12 protein-coding genes, 1 tRNA gene and 1 other RNA gene are annotated in these 17316 nt (G+C 74.2%); 7 read left to right on the top strand and 7 right to left on the bottom strand.

Annotated features, from left to right (window positions below; translation table 11 throughout):
- Nucleotides 1-15: 15 nt before the first annotated feature.
- Nucleotides 16-1404, bottom strand: coding sequence for a thermonuclease family protein (locus tag AC3RKA_RS01170; protein ID WP_002856670.1), 1389 nt, complete (start codon nucleotides 1402-1404; stop codon nucleotides 16-18).
- A 148-nt stretch (nucleotides 1405-1552) separates the two neighbouring features.
- On the bottom strand, nucleotides 1553-2485 hold the full coding sequence (locus tag AC3RKA_RS01165) for a TspO/MBR family protein (RefSeq protein WP_002856669.1): 933 nt from the start codon (nucleotides 2483-2485) through the stop codon (nucleotides 1553-1555).
- A gap of 114 nt (nucleotides 2486-2599) precedes the next feature.
- On the opposite strand from AC3RKA_RS01165, the gene AC3RKA_RS01160 reads away from it, so the two are divergent.
- Together AC3RKA_RS01160 and poxB are read left to right on the top strand one after the other, a co-directional pair.
- Entirely contained in the window at nucleotides 2600-3496 is an 897-nt protein-coding gene (locus tag AC3RKA_RS01160) for an HAD family hydrolase (protein ID WP_098471137.1), read from the top strand.
- 130 nt (nucleotides 3497-3626) lie between these two features.
- Nucleotides 3627-5342: a ubiquinone-dependent pyruvate dehydrogenase gene (poxB, locus tag AC3RKA_RS01155; protein WP_002856667.1), complete on the top strand. Its 1716-nt coding sequence runs from the start codon at nucleotides 3627-3629 to the stop codon at nucleotides 5340-5342.
- 87 nt (nucleotides 5343-5429) lie between these two features.
- Here the strand turns inward: poxB and AC3RKA_RS01150 are convergent, their stop codons facing one another.
- Nucleotides 5430-6992: an alanine/glycine:cation symporter family protein gene (locus tag AC3RKA_RS01150; RefSeq protein ID WP_002856663.1), complete on the bottom strand. Its 1563-nt coding sequence runs from the start codon at nucleotides 6990-6992 to the stop codon at nucleotides 5430-5432.
- Between the two features lie 218 nt (nucleotides 6993-7210).
- Nucleotides 7211-7296 (bottom strand) — tRNA-Ser (locus AC3RKA_RS01145).
- 134 nt (nucleotides 7297-7430) lie between these two features.
- On the opposite strand from AC3RKA_RS01145, the gene ffs reads away from it, so the two are divergent.
- Together ffs and gluQRS are read left to right on the top strand one after the other, a co-directional pair.
- Nucleotides 7431-7527, top strand: an RNA gene (gene ffs, locus AC3RKA_RS01140) — signal recognition particle sRNA small type.
- Nucleotides 7528-7543: 16 nt separating this feature from the next.
- Nucleotides 7544-8530: a tRNA glutamyl-Q(34) synthetase GluQRS gene (gene gluQRS / locus AC3RKA_RS01135; protein WP_002856662.1), complete on the top strand. Its 987-nt coding sequence runs from the start codon at nucleotides 7544-7546 to the stop codon at nucleotides 8528-8530.
- A 39-nt stretch (nucleotides 8531-8569) separates the two neighbouring features.
- Here gluQRS and AC3RKA_RS01130 read toward each other — a convergent pair whose 3' ends face one another.
- Nucleotides 8570-9235, bottom strand: coding sequence for a malonic semialdehyde reductase (locus AC3RKA_RS01130; RefSeq protein WP_002856661.1), 666 nt, complete (start codon nucleotides 9233-9235; stop codon nucleotides 8570-8572).
- Nucleotides 9236-9313: 78 nt separating this feature from the next.
- On the opposite strand from AC3RKA_RS01130, the gene AC3RKA_RS01125 reads away from it, so the two are divergent.
- Both AC3RKA_RS01125 and recR read left to right on the top strand, forming a co-directional pair.
- Complete coding sequence (locus AC3RKA_RS01125) at nucleotides 9314-12772, top strand: DNA polymerase III subunit gamma and tau (protein WP_489727348.1); 3459 nt, start codon at nucleotides 9314-9316, stop codon at nucleotides 12770-12772.
- Between the two features lie 115 nt (nucleotides 12773-12887).
- Nucleotides 12888-13487: a recombination mediator RecR gene (recR, locus tag AC3RKA_RS01120; protein WP_002856659.1), complete on the top strand. Its 600-nt coding sequence runs from the start codon at nucleotides 12888-12890 to the stop codon at nucleotides 13485-13487.
- Nucleotides 13488-13530: 43 nt separating this feature from the next.
- On the opposite strand, the gene AC3RKA_RS01115 is transcribed toward recR, so the two are convergent.
- The gene (locus AC3RKA_RS01115) at nucleotides 13531-14787 is read right to left on the bottom strand and encodes an ABC transporter permease (protein WP_489727347.1); all 1257 of its coding nucleotides are present in this window, start codon (nucleotides 14785-14787) and stop codon (nucleotides 13531-13533) included.
- Entirely contained in the window at nucleotides 14784-15797 is a 1014-nt protein-coding gene (locus AC3RKA_RS01110; protein WP_002856656.1) for an ABC transporter ATP-binding protein, read from the bottom strand. Before AC3RKA_RS01110 ends, AC3RKA_RS01115 begins: the two co-directional genes overlap by 4 nt.
- A 227-nt stretch (nucleotides 15798-16024) precedes the next feature.
- Between AC3RKA_RS01110 and AC3RKA_RS01105 the strand changes: the two genes are divergently transcribed.
- Nucleotides 16025-17311, top strand: coding sequence for an aspartate kinase (locus AC3RKA_RS01105; protein WP_002856654.1), 1287 nt, complete (start codon nucleotides 16025-16027; stop codon nucleotides 17309-17311).
- Nucleotides 17312-17316 lie beyond the last annotated feature (5 nt).

Below are 17316 nucleotides of genomic sequence, written 5' to 3'. Positions count from 1 at the left end.
TCGCCCCGCAGACTGTCAGCGCTTGGAAGCGCGGTAGCCGGCGGCCTGCGCCGCGGCGGCGGAGGCGTAGCAGTTGCGCGCGTTGGTCTTGCCGTAGTGCTGCTGGCCGGGCACGTGGTAGATGCCCGAGTTGTCGTTCGCCTTCACGGGGTACCCGTCCGGGCACACCCCGCCCGATCCGGCCACCGAACCCGTGTCGCCGGACGTGGCCGCCTCGACGGTGGAGTCCGACGACGACTCCTCGTCGCCGCAGTACTCGAACGTCTCGCCACCCGGGGCGTAGCAGCGGTTGGGTGCCTTGTTCGAGTTCGAACCGGAGCCGCTGGACGACGTGTCGGCCCAGGTGCTCACCTCCGTCTCCTCGGCACGCGACTCGGCAGCCTCAGCTGCCGCCTCCTCCGCAGCACGGGCCTCAGCAGCCGCCGCTTCCGCCGCGGACTGTTCCTCGGCCTCCCGCGCAGCCTCAGCCGCCCGGGCCTCCTCCGCCTCCCGCGCAGCCTCAGCCGCCCGGGCCTCCTCCGCCTCCCGCGCAGCCTCAGCCGCCCGGGCCTCCTCGGCCGCAGCCTGCTCCGCCGCGGCCTTGCGCTCCGCGGCGGCCTTCTGGTCGGCCTGCCGCTCCGCCTCGCGCGCCTGCTCGGCCGCCTGGTCAGCGCGCCGGCGGTGGTCGTCCACGACGCGCTGCACGCGGTCCAGCTCGTCCTTGTAGTGGACCTCCATCCACGGCTGCTCGCCGGCGGCGACGACGGCGAGCACCGTGGCGAGCTCCCCGATCAGGGTCTCGTCGGGCTCCGCGGCCGCGGCGTCCGTGATGACCGGCAGGGAGCACGCGAGGTCCGGCTGGTGCAGGCCGGCCTGCTCCCCCTCGGCCTCATTCCAGGCCGCCAGGACCTCCGGGTAGAAGCGGCGGTTGGGCTCGAAGACCACCGGCACGCCGAGGCCCTGCCGGGCGATCTCCGCGTTCACGAGCATCTCGTCTTCGAAGACCCCGGCCAGCGTGCGACCGTACCTGTCCGTGCGCTCCAGGTCGTAGCGCAGCACCACGTCGTCGCCGGGGCGCAGGATTGTCTCGAGCGCCTGCGTGGCCTCCGGCCCCAGGCACTGCACGGCCTTGTTCGGATGCTTCGTCTCCGGGGTGTCGATGTTCAGCAGCCGGACCGTCTCCTCCTGCCCGTCTTTGCGCACCACGATGGTGTCGCCGTCGACCACGCGGACGACGGTCGCGGGATCACCGGCCTCGAGCGTGCTCGAGGGCTGGGCCACGACGGGCTGGGCGGAGGGGGCGCCGCCGTCACCGGTGGAGGGGATGCCGGCCTCGGCTGGCTCGGAGGGAGTGCAGCCGGTCAGCAGCAGGGCGGACAGCGCGACGGCGGCCAGACTGGCGCGCCCGCGGAGACGTGGGGGCATGGGGACTCCTCGAGGATCGATGACGACATGACGAAGGCCCCGCCGTGAGGCGGGGCCTTCGGATCACCACATCATCGCATGGGGGAGGCACAGGTGTTGCCGCACGTCACGACAGCACCGGTCCCCGTTCCGTCAATGACGGCGGGGGTCAGCGGCGGCCGTCGATGGGGTCGCCGCCGCCGTCGAGGGCGTCGAGGACGAGGTCGCGGGCCTCGCCCGTCGCGGACCGACGCGAGAGCAGCAGCGCGGCCAGCCAGCACAGCAGGACGATCGCGGCGCCGCCCCACGCCAGGAGGGCGAGGCTGCCCGAGAGCAGCCCCGTGCCGTCCGCGCGGCCGACGCCGATCCACACCAGGCCCCACGCGAGCGCGAACGCCGGAGCCGGGCGGCCGCCGTTGTACACGGCGGTGAACGCGCCGATCAGCACCGCCACCACGAGCATCACCTTCGCCCAGAGGGACGACTGCCCCGGATCGCCGACGACGCCGGTCGAGGCCAGCCACGCGGCCAGGTTCGCCACGGCGGCGATCGAGACCCAACCCAGATGCAGGCCCTGCACCCCGTCCAGGAGGATCCGCTCACCCCAGCTGTGCGCGCGGACGGATTCGAGGAGCACCAGGATCCACGCCAGGCACGCCAGCAGCAGCGCGATCACCACGACGCTCAGCCCCAGCAGCCCGGCCTGCACCGTCCAGATCCACGCGGCGTTGAGCAGCACCGAGACCAGGATCCACGGTCGCAGGCGGTCGTGGCGGGCGGACTGGGCCGAGGCGAGGAACTGCCACACGGCGTACGCCAGCAGGCCCGCGTAGATCACGGACCAGATGCCGAACGCGGGGGTCGCCGGGGACACCCAGGTGGCGTCCGGGCCGAGCCAGCCGCCCGCGGCCTCGGCCACGGGGGTCAGGCCGCCGACGACGCCGGAGCCCAGGAACGCGGCCACGACCGCGAGGATCACGACCAGGAGCATGGCCACCCGGCCGCCCGTCGAGGACAGCCCCGTCCCCGAGCTGGGGACGCGCGCCGCGGCGTCGGGGCCGAAGGGGCTGCGGGACGGGCCGAGGTCGGTGGCGGTGCTCATGGGTGCTCCCGTGGGGTGATCGTCGGGGGTGCGCCCCGGGCGGGGCGGGTCTCAGGGTCAGCGTAGCCGCCGGGCCCATCGCGGGCACGGGCCACCGCGGCCTAGGGTGGGGGCATGCGCACTTCCTCCCCGATAGGACTCCTGCTGGACGTGGACGGCCCCGTGGCCTCCACCGAGACCCGGACCGTGCCGGAGGGGATCATCGACGTGCTCGTCCGCCTCGCGCGGCGCGGGGTGCCGGTCGGCTTCAACACGGGCCGCTCCACGGACTTCCTCCTGCACAACCTGATCGCCCCGCTGCGCGACGCGGGCCTCCCGGACGACGCTCCCTTCCACGCGATCTGCGAGAAGGGCGCCGTGTGGTTCCCGTTCTCCGCGGTGCCCTCCGGGGACCTGCCCGACGTCACCGTGGACGGCACCACCCCGGACTGGCTCCGCACCGACCCGGACATGGCCATCGACGCGGACACCCGTGACGCGATCTGGGCCCTCAACGATGAGCGCGCCGGGGACCTGCAGTTCACCGACCGCACCAAGCTGGCCATGGTCTCCCTCGAGAAGACGGTGGGCGCGGACCAGACGGAGTACGAGCGGGTGCGCGACGACGTCGCCGCGGGCGTCGAGGACCTGCTCGCCGAACGTGGACTCGCCGAGGACGTGCGCGTGGCCCCCTCGGTGATCTCGGTGGACGTCGAGCACCGCTCCTCGGGCAAGGACCTGGGCGTCGAGCGCTGCTTCGACCTGCTGGCACAGGCGGGCACCCCGGTGCCCGAACGCTGGCTTACCGCGGGCGACTCGCGCAGCGACTACGCCATGGCCGACCGGCTGCACGAGCGCGGACTGGCCGTGGAGCACATGGACGTGCGGCCCGCCGACGGCGTCCCCGAGAAGCCCTACGGCGTGGTGACGGCGGCGATCCTCGCCGAACGCGGCATCGGCGACGCCGACGACGTCCACGAGCGGGCGGGCGAGTCCCTGCTGCGCTGGGTCGAGCGCGACCTGCTGCGCTGACCAGGCCGGACGCCCCCTCTGCGGGCGGCCGGCCCTCCCCGGGCCGGGACCTCGACCCCTAGCGTGGAAGGGAATGCCGCGCCCCTGCCGCACCGGCCCGGGCGCCTCCCGACCAGAGAGAGGTTCCACCGTGGCCACCGTCGCCCAGAACATCGTCGAGACCCTCCACGCCTCGGGCGTGCGCCGCATGTACGGCGTGCCCGGGGACTCCCTCAACGGGCTGACCGAGGCCCTGCGCTCCCACGGCGGCATCCAGTGGGTGCACACCCGGCACGAGGAGACCGCGGCCTTCGCCGCCTCCGCCGAGTCCCAGCTCACGGACGAGCTCGCGGTCTGCGTGGGCTCGTGCGGTCCAGGCAACCTCCACCTGATCAACGGCCTGTTCGACGCGCAGCGCTCCCGCACCCCGGTGCTCGCGATCGCCGCGCACATCCCCTCGGAGGAGATCGGCTCGGGCTACTTCCAGGAGACCCACCCGCAGGACCTGTTCCGCGAGTGCTCCGTCTACGTGGAGCACGTCTCCTCGGCGGACCAGATGCCCCGCATGCTGCGCACCGCGATGCGGGCCGCCGTCGAGCAGCGGGGCGTGGCCGTGCTCGTGATCCCGGGCGATGTGGCCCTCACCGAGCTCTCCGCGAAGCCCGAGGTGATCCGTCACACGCCGTCCCGCGTCATCCCGGCCGACTCCGTGCTGCGCGAGGCCGCCGAGGCCCTGGACTCGTCCAAGCGGATCACCATCCTGGCCGGCGCGGGTGCGGCCGGCGCCCACGACGAGGTCGTGGCCCTGGCGGAGCGCCTGCAGGCCCCGATCGTCCACGCTCTGCGCGGCAAGGACCGGATCGAGTACGACAACCCGTATGACGTCGGCTTGACCGGCCTGCTCGGCTTCGCCTCCGGCTACCACGCGCTCAAGGAGGCCGAGACGCTGTTGATCCTCGGCTCGTCCCTGCCGTACCGGCAGTTCTACCCCGAGGACGCCACGGTCATCCAGGTGGACGTGCGCGGCGAGCAGATCGGCCGACGGGTGGCCGTCGATGTGCCGCTCGTGGGCGGTGTGAAGGAGACGGCCCAGGCCCTGCTGCCGCTGCTGCGCGGGAACTCCTCGTCGGCGTTCCTGGACAAGGCGCTCAAGCACTACGCCAAGACCCGCAAGGACCTCGACCAGCTGGCCTCCCCGGGACGCGGACGCGTGCACCCGCAGTACGTGGCCCGCCTCCTCGACGAGCTGGCCGACGACGACGTGGTGTTCCTGCCCGACGTCGGCTCCCCCGTGATCTGGGCCTCCCGGTACCTGACGATGAACGGGCGCCGCCGGATCATCGGCTCCCTGTCCCACGGCTCCATGGCCAATGCGGTCACCCAGGCGGTCGGCGCCCAGGCGGTCGACCCCACCCGCCAGGTGGTGGCGATGGCCGGCGACGGCGGGCTGGCCATGATGCTCGGCGAGCTGCTGTCGTTCGTGCAGAACGACCTGCCCGTGAAGACGCTCGTGTTCGACAACGACTCGCTGAACTTCGTGGAGCTCGAGATGATGGCCGCCGGGTTCGTCCCCTACGGGACGGGCCTGGAGAACCCGGACTTCGCGGTGATCGCGGAGGCGGTCGGCATCAAGGGCTTCCGCGCGGACCACACGACGGACCTGCCCGCGGTGATGCGCGAGTTCCTCGCCCACGACGGGCCTGCGCTGCTGGTGGTCAAGACCGAGCGTCAGGAGCTGACGATCCCGCCGAGCATCGAGTTCGAGCAGGCCAAGGGCTTCGCGCTCTACGCCATGCGCACCGTCCTCGACGGCAAGGGCACCAAGCTGCTCGACCTCGCCAAGGCGAACCTGCGCCAGCTGTTCTGACCTGCCGCGCACGACGACGGCCCGGACGCTGGCAGCGTCCGGGCCGTCGTCGTGGTGGGGCGGGGAGGGACCAGCCCCGCCGGTCCGTCAGGCGCGGTGGGCGCCGCCCTCGGCGACGACCGGGTGCTCGGCCGTGCCGGCCACGCCCTGGGTGATCAGGCCGTCGGCGCGGTGCTCCCAGAAGTCCGCGTTGCGGATCCCGAGCGGGCGCGGGTCGAACTGCGGGTCGAGACCCTGGCGCTTCTGTGCGCGGTAGTCCTTGAGGGCCTTGAGGGCCGGGCCCTGCAGCACGAGGATGCCGAGGATGTTCAGCCAGGCCATGGAGCCCACGCCGATGTCGCCGAGGCCCCAGGCCGCACCCGTGGTGGCGACGGCGCCGTAGGCCACCGACACGAGGATCAGGGCCTGCAGGAAGCGCAGCACGACGCGGCGGACCATGCCGTTGCGCAGGTTGCGCGTGAGGTACACGAGGTTGACCTCGGCCATGTAGTAGTACGCCACGATCGTGGTGAACGCGAAGAACGCCAGCGCCACGGCCACGAACGTGGGGCCGAAGCCGGAGAACACGGCGTCGAAGCCGGTCTGGACGAAGGCCGGGCCCTCGGAGGCCGTCGGCGAGACGATGCCCTCGAACAGCAGGCCGGAGCCGGACCCGTCCGAGTACACCCGGTAGGCGCCCGTGGAGATGATGATGAACGCGGTGGCCGAGCAGACGAAGAGCGTGTCGATGTAGACGGCGAACGCCTGCACGAAGCCCTGCTTGGCCGGGTGCGAGACCTCGGCGGCCGCGGCGGCGTGCGGGCCCGTGCCCTGGCCGGCCTCGTTGGAGTAGACGCCGCGCTTCACGCCCCACTGGATGGCGAGGCCGAGGATCGCGCCGAACACCGCGTGCACGCCGAACGCGCTGGCGAAGATGGAGCCGAAGACCTCGGGGATCTGGTCGAAGTTCAGGAACAGCACGATCAGCGCGAGGATGATGTACAGCACGGCCATCACGGGCACCACGTAGACGGCGAACGTCGCGATGCGCTTCACGCCGCCCAGGACGATGAAGGCCAGCAGGATGACCATGGCCAGGGCCACGACCCAGGCGGGCACGGCCCACGCCTCGCCCACGGCCGCGGCCACGCCGTTGGCCTGCACGCCCGGCAGGAAGTAGCTGGTGGCGAAGACGGTGACGACGGCGAACAGGATGGCGTACACCTTGAACGCGGGGGCGGCGGCCGTGTGCTTGTAGGCCTTCTCGAAGTAGTACGCCGGGCCGCCGCGGTACTCGCCGGTGTCCGGGTCGCGCTCCTTGTAGATCTGGCCGAGCGTGGACTCGATGAAGGACGTGGCGGCGCCGAGCAGGGCCATGACCCACATCCAGAACACGGCGCCGGGGCCGCCGAACGCGATGGCCGTGGCGACGCCGCCGATGTTGCCCATGCCGACGCGGCCGGCGAGCGACATCATGAGGGACTGGAGGGACGAGGTGCCGTCCGCGGAGTCCTGGCCCTCGCGGAGCTGCTTCACCATGTCCGGGATGTTCACGAACTGCAGGAACATGGTCCGGATGGTGAAGTAGAGGCCGACGATCAGGCAGAGCCAGATCAGGGCCGGGGACCAGATGACGTCGTTCACGGCGGTGATGAGATCTGCGAAGGACATGGGGTCTCCAGATCGGGGTGGGGATGGCCGGTGCGGTGCGAGCTCCGAGCGGCGGCCGCCGGCGGTCCCGGACGACTGGGGAGAAGGATACGCGCAAATGTGACCCCCGTCTCGCATCCAGCGCGGCGGATGAGGAGTCCGGGCGCGCCGTGCCCCGTCGACAGCGGTCCCGGACATGCGAAAAGCCCCGGAACCACTGGGGTCCCGGGGCTTGTCCGCGGAGGATGGGGGATTTGAACCCCCGAGGGCTGTTAACCCAACACGCGTTCCAGGCGTGCGCCATAGGCCGCTAGGCGAATCCTCCTTGGTGCGCCCTCAGGCGGCGGACCGCGCGAGGGCAGGCTCCATCATAACCAGACACGCGCCCGGGGCGCCAATTTCGGCCCCGGCCCGCCGCCGCTCGAGGTGCGGCTGGGCACGCTCACTGCTAGACTCTTCGACGGCCCCTCACGTGGTGTCATCTCGCTGAACTCCCCCAGGACCGGAAGGTAGCAAGGGTAGGTGGGCTCTGGCAGGTGCGTGAGGGGTCTTCACTTTCCCCAGGAGATCCCATGCCCGCCGGACGCTACGCCCCCTCCCCCACGGGAAGCCTGCACCTGGGCAACCTACGCACCGCGCTCGTCGCGTGGCTCGCGGCACGCGCCACGGACCGCGCCTTCCTGCTGCGGGTCGAGGACCTGGACCGCGTCCGCTCCGGGGCCGAGGCCGGGCAGCGGGCGGACCTGGCCGCCGTCGGGCTGGACTGGGACGCCGAGCCCGTGCGTCAGTCCGAGCGCACCGCCCTGTACGACGCCGCCGTGGCCGCCCTGCGCGCCGCGCACGGCCCGGACGCGGTCTACGAGTGCTTCTGCTCGCGCAAGGACATCGCCGAGGCGACGTCGGCCCCACACCCGAGGCCCGACGACGGCGCCCCCGCTTCCGGCGGCACCGTGCCGCTGCGTCCCCCCGGCTTCTATCCGGGCACCTGCCGGGGCCTGACCGAGGCTGAGCGGGCCGAGCGACGGCGGGCACGTCCCGCCGCCCTGCGGATCGACGCGGCGAAGGTCGCCGGCCTGCCTGCGGGCGAGATCCCCCGGGCCACCGCCGTGGACGTGCTGCACGGCGAGGTCACGGGCCTGGTCGACGACCTGGTGCTGCGCCGGAACGACGGGGCGTACGCGTACAACCTGGCCGTCGTCGTGGACGATCTGGCGCAGAGCGTGGACCAGGTGGTCCGCGGCGACGACCTGCTCGACTCGGCGCCGCGCCAGCGCTGGCTGGCCGAGGCACTGTGCGCCGCACGCGGGGTGCCGACGCCCGCGGTGGCGTACCTGCACGTGCCGCTCGTGCTGAACGCCGAGGGGCGGCGGCTAGCCAAGCGGGACGGCGCCGTGACACTCGAGGACCTCGCGGCGCAGGACCCGGCGTGGACCCCCGAGCGGGTGCGGGACCGGCTGCTGGAGTCCCTCGGCCTGCCCCCGGGGCCGTTGGCGGCCGCCGTGCCCGCGTTCGACCCGGCCGCCCTGCCGCGTGATCCGTGGGTGTTCACCGGGCTCTGAGCGGCCCGGCGCCCTGGCCCGCCGCAGGCCCCGCCCCGGTCAGAGGACCTGGGCGGCCTGGGCGAAGTCGAGGCGGCCCTGGCGGGGCTGCTGCGCCTTCTCGTCGTCCGCGGCGGCGTGGCCCACGTTGATCACCAGGAGGGACTTCCACGCACGGTCCGCGTGGAACTCGGCGTCCACGGCGGCGGCGTCGAACCCGGCCATGGGGCCGACCTCGAGACCGTGCGCGCGCAGGGCGACGAGCAGGTACCCCACCTGGATGAGCGCGTTCGTGCGGCCCATCCCCTCGCGCATGCCCGGCTTGCCCTCGGCGTCCTCCTCGAAGCCCTCCCGGAACGGGGCGAGGTGGCCCATGTGGCGGTGCCAGTCGAGGTCGTAGGAGGCGATCAGCGTCAGCGGGGCGCGCTCCGTCTTCTCCCGGTTGAACTCGATCATCAGCGGGGCCAGGCGGGCGCGGGCCTCGGGGCTGTCCACGACGTCGAGCCGCAGCGGCTGGTTGTTCATGGCGGTCGGCGCCCAGCGGAGGTCCGCGTAGGCCCGCTCGATCAGCGCGAGGTCGACGGGCTCGTCCGAGAAGAGCTGCGTCGTGTGGCGGTCCGCGAAGAGGCGGTCGATCTCGGCCTGACTCAGCGGTCCCGCGTCCGGGGCCGGCTGCGTGGGGTGGATCGTGTCCTCGGCGTCGGTGTGCATGTGCGTGGTGGTCATGGGCCAGGGAACGGGCCGGCGGGCGTGCGCATTCCCCGGCTCCCTTAGCCCGTCCGCCCGCCGGATAGGCTTTCGAGGGTGAGCACCGCCCTGTATCGCCGCTACCGCCCGGACCGTTTCGAGGACGTGATCGGGCAGGACCATGTCACGGTCCCGCTGCGCACCGCACTGGCGAAGGACCGCGTGAACCACGCCTACCTCTTCTCCGGCCCGCGCGGCTGCGGCAAGACCACGTCCGCCCGCATCCTCGCGCGCTGCCTGAACTGCGCCCAGGGCCCCACGCCCACGCCGTGCGGCGAGTGCGACTCGTGCCGGGACCTGGCCACCGGCGGGCCGGGCTCGCTGGACGTGCTGGAGATCGACGCGGCCTCGCACGGCGGTGTGGAGGACGCCCGCGGCCTGCGCGAGCGGGCCACGTTCGCCCCGGTCCGGGACCGCTACAAGATCCTCATCATCGACGAGGCGCACATGGTCACCGCGGCGGGGTTCAACGCGCTGCTCAAGATCGTGGAGGAGCCGCCGGAGCACCTGAAGTTCATCTTCGCCACCACGGAGCCGGAGAAGGTCATCGGGACCATCCGCTCCCGCACCCACCACTACCCGTTCCGGCTCGTGCCGCCGGAGCCGCTCATCGCCTACCTCGAGCAGCTGTGCGCGGAGGAGGGCGTGTCCGTGGAGAAGGGCGTGCTGCCGCTCGTGGTGCGCGCCGGCACGGGCTCGGTGCGTGACACGCTCTCCGTGCTGGACCAGCTGATCGCGGGCGCCCAGGAGGGCCAGGTCTCGTACGAGCTCGCGGTGAGCCTGCTCGGCTTCACCCCGGAAGCCCTGCTGGACGACGTGATCGACGCCGTCGCCGCGGACGACACCCCCACCGTGTTCCGCGTGGTGGACCGTGTGGTGCAGTCCGGCCAGGACCCGCGCCGCTTCGTCGAGGACCTGCTGGACCGCTTCCGCGACCTCGTGATCGCCCGTGCCCTGCCGGAGGAGGCCGGGGCGATCCTGCACGGCATGCCGGAGGACCAGGTGCGGCGTCTGTCGGCGCAGGCCGCGCAGCTCTCCCGCGCGGAGCTCTCCCGCCTCGCGGACATCACCAACCTCGCGCTGACGGACATGGTGGGGGCCACGAGTCCCCGCCTGCACCTCGAGCTGCTCATGGCGCGCCTGCTGCTGCCCGCCTCGGACGAGACGCACCGCGGCCTGGCCGCCCGCCTCGAGGCCCTCGAACGGCGCCTCGAGCTCGGGGGCGCCGCGCCCGTCGAGGACGGCACCGCGGAGGGCACGACGACGCCGGCCCGGTCCGGCACGCCCGCCCCGGACGGCGGCGGGTCGGCCGGGAACGCGGAGGGCTCCGGCCCTCTGACCGGTGCCGCGCTCGCCCGGGCCGCCATGCGGCGGCCGGAGGAGTCCGCGCCGACGGCGCCGACCGCCCCGCCGGAGCGCTGGGCACCGCCTGCCCAGCCCTCCGCGGCCGAGGCGCCGGAGGGGGACGCGGCCGCCGGGACCACGGGGTCCGAGCGTCCGCAGCAGCCGCCGCAGCCCGGACGACCCGAACCGGCCGAGGTGGGGGCCCGTGCCGAGGGCGCGCGCCGCCCGGAGGCCGGGAGCCGACCCGAGCCCGAGGGCCGGCCCCCGGCCCAGGAGCGCACCGGTGCCGCGCCGGCCCCCGCCCACCGGCCGGAAGAGACGGCCGCGCCGTCGAGCCCCGCTCCCGCCCCGGCGGCGAGCCAGGTGGAGATGATCCGCCGGGCGTGGCCGGACATCCTCGCGGCCCTCGAGGACGCCTCTCGGCTGGTGTGGATGCTGGTGAAGGACAACGCGAGCGTCGCGGGCTACGACGGCTCACTGCTGACGATCGGCTTCCAGCAGGACGGGCCCCGCCAGTCGCTGCTCGGCCGGGGCGGCGACCGCGTGCTCGGCGAGGCCGTCCACCAGGTGCTCGGCATCCGCCCGCGGCTCGACCTGATCCTCGGCGGGGACGCCCCGACCGGGGACGCCCGCGCACAGTCCGGCGCTCGCCCGGCCGGACCGGCGCGGACGGACCGGCCTGAGCGCCCGGCCCCGCAGCAGAGCCGGCCCGACCGACCGGCGGCGCAGCCGAACCGGCCCGCCCCGGCGCCGGGTCCGGCCCCGCGCGAGCCGGAGTCCTCCCGCCCCACCCCGCCGCGCTCCGCCGCACCCTCCACCGCGGAGGACGACCCCGCGCCGCCGGCAGCTGCACCCCGGACCACGCAGCAGCGCGAGACGCCGCAGCCGTCCCCCGCCTGGACGCCCGCGGCACCCGCCACCACCTGGGGGCCGCCGCCGACGTCGTCGACGACGCCCGCCCCCGCCCCGCCGACGGACGGCTGGGGCGGCCCGGACGAGGAGCCGCCCGCCTGGGACGACGCTCCCCCGCCCGAGGAGGACCCGTGGGACTCGCTGCCCGCGTTCGACCCGGACGCGGAGCAGGACGACTCGGACGGCCCCGAGGGCTGGACCCCGCCGGCCCGCGACGCCGAGGAGCGGCCCGTCGGCGCCGCCGGCTGGGACGGCCCCGTGCCGTCGGTCGAGGACTGGGGAGCGCCGCCGCAGGCCGCACCGGCCCCCGGCGGCGCCGCGCCGGACGCCGGCCAGGACTCCCCGGCCCGGCCCGCCGCCCCGGCTCCCGGCGAGGGCGAGCCGAGTGCCGAGGAGGTCCGTCGGGCCTACGACCCGGGGCCGCTGGTCCGCGAGGAGGAGCACTCGATCCCCGTGTTCGCCCGTCCGGAGGCGGAGCTGCGCGCCGAGTTCGCGAAGCGCTTCGGCGCGACCCGTCCCGCCGGCTTCGACGACGGCGCGGGCGCCGCCGCGGACGGTGACTCCGCCCGGCCTGCCACGCCGTCGCCCGCCCCGGACGACGACGCAGCGGCCACGGAGCGACGCGACCCCCACCCGGCCGCCTCGGGCGCCGGCTCGTCCTCGGACGAGCAACGGCGCCCCACGGGCGCGCCCACGGCCGACGCGACCCCCGACCCGGGCGTGCCCGCCGACGACGCGGACGCCACGCCGCGCACGGCAGCCGGCTCGGCCGGTTCGGACTTCCCGGGCTCGGGCCATCCGGCGAGCATGTACCCGCGGCTCATGGAGCGGCTGCGGGCCGGAGGGCCCCTCGAGCCTCCGGTGAATGCGGGCTCCAGCGGCGGGACGGGCGGCCCCGGCGCCCCCGATGGCCCCGACCCGGACGCCACGCCGGGCTCTCCCGCCGGGGGCCGGCCGAGCGCGGCCTCGCTCGGGGCACGCCCCGCCGACGCCGAGCCCGCCGGGGGAGCCTCGGCGCCGCCGTCGTTGGACGCGCGGGCCGCGGCCATCCGCGCCGCCCGTGAGGCCGCCCAGGGTCGCGGCCCGGCCCGGCCCGCCGACACCGGCCCCGCCGCCCCGGCGACATCCGGTGTGGGGTGGGAGGACGAGGTCGCCAGCGACGACGACATCCCGCTCGAGGACTCGGGCCTCGTGGGCCGGGCCGTCATCGAACGGGTGCTCGGCGGCCGTCTGCTCGAGGAACGCCCGAACGACGCCTGAGGCGAACGCGCCCGTACGCCGTCCGGGGCCGCGGGCATGATGGACGCGGCGCCGGACCACGGCGCCGCGTCGGGGCGCACGCCCCACGAGACGCACCATCGGATGAGGGAGACGGATGTACCAGGGCGCGGTGCAGGACCTGATCGACGAGCTCGGCCGCCTGCCGGGCATCGGGCCGAAGTCCGCCCAGCGCATCGCCTTCCACATGCTGGAGGCGGACCGGGAGGACATGCTGCGGCTCGCGGACGCCATCCGCACGGTCAAGGACAGGGTGCGACTGTGCTCGGTCTGCTTCAACGTCTCCGAGGACGAGGTGTGCTCGCTCTGCCGGGATGAACGCCGGGACCGCTCCCAGATCTGCGTGGTCGAGGAGTCGCAGGACGTCATGGCCATGGAGCGCACCCGCGCCTTCCAGGGCCGCTACCACGTGCTCGGCGGGGCCATCAATCCGATCGCCGGCATCGGCCCCGAGCAGCTGCACGTCCGCGAGCTGCTCACCCGGCTGCAGGACGAGGCCGTGCAGGAGGTCATCCTCGCCACGGATCCCAACCTCGAGGGCGAGGCCACGGCCACCTACCTCGGCCGGCTCCTCGGCGCCACGGGCATCCGCGTCACGCGCCTGGCCTCCGGTCTGCCCGTCGGCGGGGACCTCGAGTACGCGGACGAGGTCACCCTCGGCCGTGCCTTCGAAGGACGCCGCCTGATCAGCGGCTGACACCGGCCGGCGTCGAACAGGTCCCGCCCGACGCCGGCCCGGTTCAGGCCACACGCGTGCCGGCGGGCAGCCGCCCGGCCGGGGTGTCCAGGCGACGGTGGCCCCACCAGACCAGCCCAGCCACCAGCACACCCTGCATCGCCAGGCCGAGCGGCCACACCGGCCAGGTGCCCTGCCGGTCCGGCACGCCGCTCTGGTCGAGACCGCGCAGCTCGCCGTCGAGGCACTCGACGTCCCGGACGGGGTCTCGCTGGGTCCAGCGCAGCCCCACGGACAGCAGGTTGAGCGGCCCGGGATCCACCCGGGTCCCGTCCTCGAGGAGGCCTGCCTCCCAGGGGGAGGCGTCCGCGAGCACGGCGTACGGGTTCGCCGCGAGCAGCCATCCGCTGCGCCGCGGGTCGGGGATCGTCCGGGTGGTCACCGGGCCGACGCAGCGGTCGGCGATCCCGTCGAACAGCTCCGGGTTCGCCGCCTCCCACTCGGCCCAGGCCTGCTCCGCCTCCTCCGGGGTCATCTGCTCGAGCTCCGCCTCGGTGAACGGCTCCGCCGTCATCGAGCCGTACTCGGCGTCGTTGGCCCGCACCTCGGTCTGCAGGAACTGCAGGGACAGCCCGAAGGCCACCAGGGTGCCGATCGTCAGCGCCGCCACGATCAGGTACGTCACCACGACGGCGAACAGCGTGCGCCCGGCGATCGCCGAGACGGCCACGCCGATCCCCGCGATCATGCCGAACTCCACGAGGATCATCACGAGCCCCACCAGCACGGCCCACGGGGACACGCGCCCCACCACGGCCGCGACCGCCAGCCACGGCAGCGCCGCCGCGAGGAACGCGGCGGAGGCGATCCACGCGGCCAGCCACTTGCCCGCCATCAGGTGACCGGTCCGCAGCAGGGTGACCTGGGTGATGGCCAGGGTGCCGCCGGCACGGTCGCCCGAGATCGCGTTGGCCGCCAGGGCGGGCGAGACCAGCAGCGAGAGGGTGAGGACGAAGAGCAGGACGCCGTCGAAGAGCGTCCGCCCCAGGGCGCGCATCTGCTGCTCCGCCAGCTCCGGCTCCAGGCCGGACGCCTCCATCTCCGCCACGCCCAGGCCGCGTAGCCCGAGGGCGCCGAGGGTCACCGCCCCCACCACCACGAAGAAGACGCCCAACAGCACGTACCAGCCGCGCGAGCGCAGCCGCTGACGCAGTTCCATGCCCACCACGGTGGCCACGGCCTGGGCCGCGCCGAGGCGTCCCCCCGGCTGCGGCTGCGGCGGGCGGCGGTCGTGGATCGAGGTCGCGACGGCGGTGCTCACGGCCGGTCTCCTTCGGTGCGGGGGCCCTCCAGATGGAGGCCCAGGTAGGCGTTCTCGAGGCGGGAGCCCTCCGGGGCGAAGTGGCTGACGAGCACACCCTCGCGCACGAGGTCCGCGAGCAGCGCGGCCGCGGCGGCCTCCCCCCGCAGCTGCACCACGACGCCGTCCCGGCGCTGGCCTGCGCCGGCGCCGGTGGCCGCGGTCGCGGTCAGGCCGCGGGCCTCGAGGGCGCGGACGAGCGTGTCCCGGGCCGTCGGGTCGGGTCCGGCGATCCGGTAGGGGCGGGCGAGGTCGTCGGCGGCGCGGAACTCCTGGGTGGCCACCGTGGCGCCCTCACGGAGGAACACGGCGCGGTCGGACATCTCCTCGAGCTCGGCGAGCACGTGGGAGGAGACGAGCACGGCGGTGCCGGCTGCGGCCATGGCGCGCAGGTCGTCCCGCAGCCGGATGCGGGCGGCCGGGTCGAGGCCGTTGGCGGGTTCGTCCAGGAGCAGGACGGAGGGCCGGTGCACGGTGGCCCGAGCCAGGGACAGGCGCTGCTGCTGGCCGCGGGAGAGCACGCGGGCGGGCCGGTGGGCGAACTCCGTGAGTTCGACCCACTCGAGCTGCTCGTCCGCGCGCGCCGACGCCTCCGCCTTCCCCATGCCGTAGAGCCGTCCCAGGCTGGCGAGGATGTCGTGGCAGGTCAGCTCCTCCCACACGCCCAGGGTGTCGGGCATCCAGCCGAGCCGCCGCCGGGCCTCGACGGGCTCGCGCACCGCGTCCACCCCGGCCACGGACACGGCGCCGGCGTCCGGGCGCAGCAGGGTGGCCAGGATCAGCAGGAGCGTGGTCTTGCCCGAGCCGTTCGGGCCGACGAGGGCCGTCACGGAGCCGGCGGGCACGGTGAGGGAGACGTCCCGCACCGCATGGACGGCGCCGAACGAGCGGGCGAGGCCGTGAGCCACGATCCCGTCGTGGGCGGCCACCCCCAGGACGGGTGAGGCGGGCGGGGGCGCTGGAGCGGTCATGGCCCCATCCTTGCCGCGCCGGGCACGGACGCGGATCCACCCGGGGGATGATCCCGGCGCCATCCCAGCCCGACCGGGGTCGCAGGCGGGGCCGCGGGCGCCGTCGTGCTGGCCTGCCGCGGGCGCCGGGTCCAGCATCCGGAACAGGGGTTCACCTGGCGGACCCGCGCGAGAGTGCGCCCCTAGACTTGGCCCGAACCGACCCTCGACCCCGTCCGGAGCGACCCATGAGTCTCATCGTCCAGAAGTTCGGCGGCTCCTCCGTGGCCGACGCCGCCGGCATCCAGCGCGTGGCCCGCCGCATCGCGGACACGGTGCGCGCCGGGAACCGCGTGTGCGTGGTCGTCTCGGCCATGGGGGACACCACGGACGAGCTGCTCGACCTCGCCGCCGAGCTCACGCAGGACGCGCCCGCACGCGAGATGGACATCCTGCTCTCGGCCGGCGAGCGCATCTCCATGTCCCTGCTGGCGATGGCGATCCATGCCGAGGGCCTCGAGGCCCGCTCCTACACCGGCTCCCAGGCCGGCATGCTGACGGATACCTCCTACGGCCGGGCCCGGATCGTCAAAGTCAACCCCCACCGCGTGCAGGAGGCCCTCGACGCCGGCCGCGTGGCCATCGTGGCCGGGTTCCAGGGCATGAGCCCCGAGTCCAAGGACATCACCACCATGGGCCGCGGCGGCTCGGACACCACCGCCGTCGCCCTCGCCGCCGCGCTCGGCGCGGACGTGTGCGAGATCTACACGGACGTGGACGGCGTCTACTCGGCCGACCCGCGCGTCGTGCCGACCGCCCGCAAGCTCACCGAGCTCTCCTCCGAGGAGACCCTCGAGATGGCGGCCTCCGGATCCAAGGTGCTGCACCTGCGCTCCGTGGAGTACGCGCGCCGCTTCGGCGTGCCGCTGCACGTGCGCTCCTCCTTCTCCGACCACGAGGGCACCTGGATCCTGCCCGACCCGAACGACACCATCACCCTTCAGGAAGGCGCTCCCATGGAACAGCCCATCGTCTCCGGCGTCGCCCACGACCGCTCCGAGGGCAAGGTCACGATCGTCGGCGTCCCCGACGTGCCCGGCAAGGCCGCCGAGATCTTCCGCGTGATCGCCGAGTCCAACGTGAACATCGACATGATCGTGCAGAACATCTCCCGCGAGGGCTCGGGCCGCACGGACATCTCCTTCACCCTGCCGATCGTGGAGGGCAAGGACGCCATGGCCGCCCTGCGCGCCGCCCAGGACCGGATCGGCTTCCAGGACATCGTCTCGGACCCGGAGATCGGCAAGCTCTCGCTGATCGGCGCGGGCATGCGCTCCAACCCGGGCGTCTCCGCGACCTTCTTCAAGGCCCTCGCCGACGCCGGCGTGAACGTGGACCTCATCTCCACCTCGGAGATCCGCATCTCCGTGGTCACCGCCGAGAGCAAGCTCGACGACGCCGTCCGCGCCGTGCACGCCGCCTTCGGCCTCGACGCCGAGGAGGAGGCCACGGTCTACGGCGGCACCGGCCGCTGACGCCG

The sequence above is a fragment of the Micrococcus sp. iso_229 genome, from assembly GCF_058072725.1.
This window is presented reverse-complemented; position numbering and strand designations above follow the sequence as displayed.

Coding starts and splice junctions, on each gene's coding strand:
- AC3RKA_RS01170 (WP_002856670.1), bottom strand. CDS start 1,404: ATGCCCCCACGTCTCCGCGGGCGCGCCAGTCTGGCCGCCGTCGCGCTG.
- AC3RKA_RS01165 (WP_002856669.1), bottom strand. CDS start 2,485: ATGAGCACCGCCACCGACCTCGGCCCGTCCCGCAGCCCCTTCGGCCCC.
- AC3RKA_RS01160 (WP_098471137.1), top strand. CDS start 2,600: ATGCGCACTTCCTCCCCGATAGGACTCCTGCTGGACGTGGACGGCCCC.
- AC3RKA_RS01150 (WP_002856663.1), bottom strand. CDS start 6,992: ATGTCCTTCGCAGATCTCATCACCGCCGTGAACGACGTCATCTGGTCC.
- gluQRS (WP_002856662.1), top strand. CDS start 7,544: ATGCCCGCCGGACGCTACGCCCCCTCCCCCACGGGAAGCCTGCACCTG.
- AC3RKA_RS01130 (WP_002856661.1), bottom strand. CDS start 9,235: ATGACCACCACGCACATGCACACCGACGCCGAGGACACGATCCACCCC.
- recR (WP_002856659.1), top strand. CDS start 12,888: ATGTACCAGGGCGCGGTGCAGGACCTGATCGACGAGCTCGGCCGCCTG.
- AC3RKA_RS01110 (WP_002856656.1), bottom strand. CDS start 15,797: ATGACCGCTCCAGCGCCCCCGCCCGCCTCACCCGTCCTGGGGGTGGCC.
- AC3RKA_RS01105 (WP_002856654.1), top strand. CDS start 16,025: ATGAGTCTCATCGTCCAGAAGTTCGGCGGCTCCTCCGTGGCCGACGCC.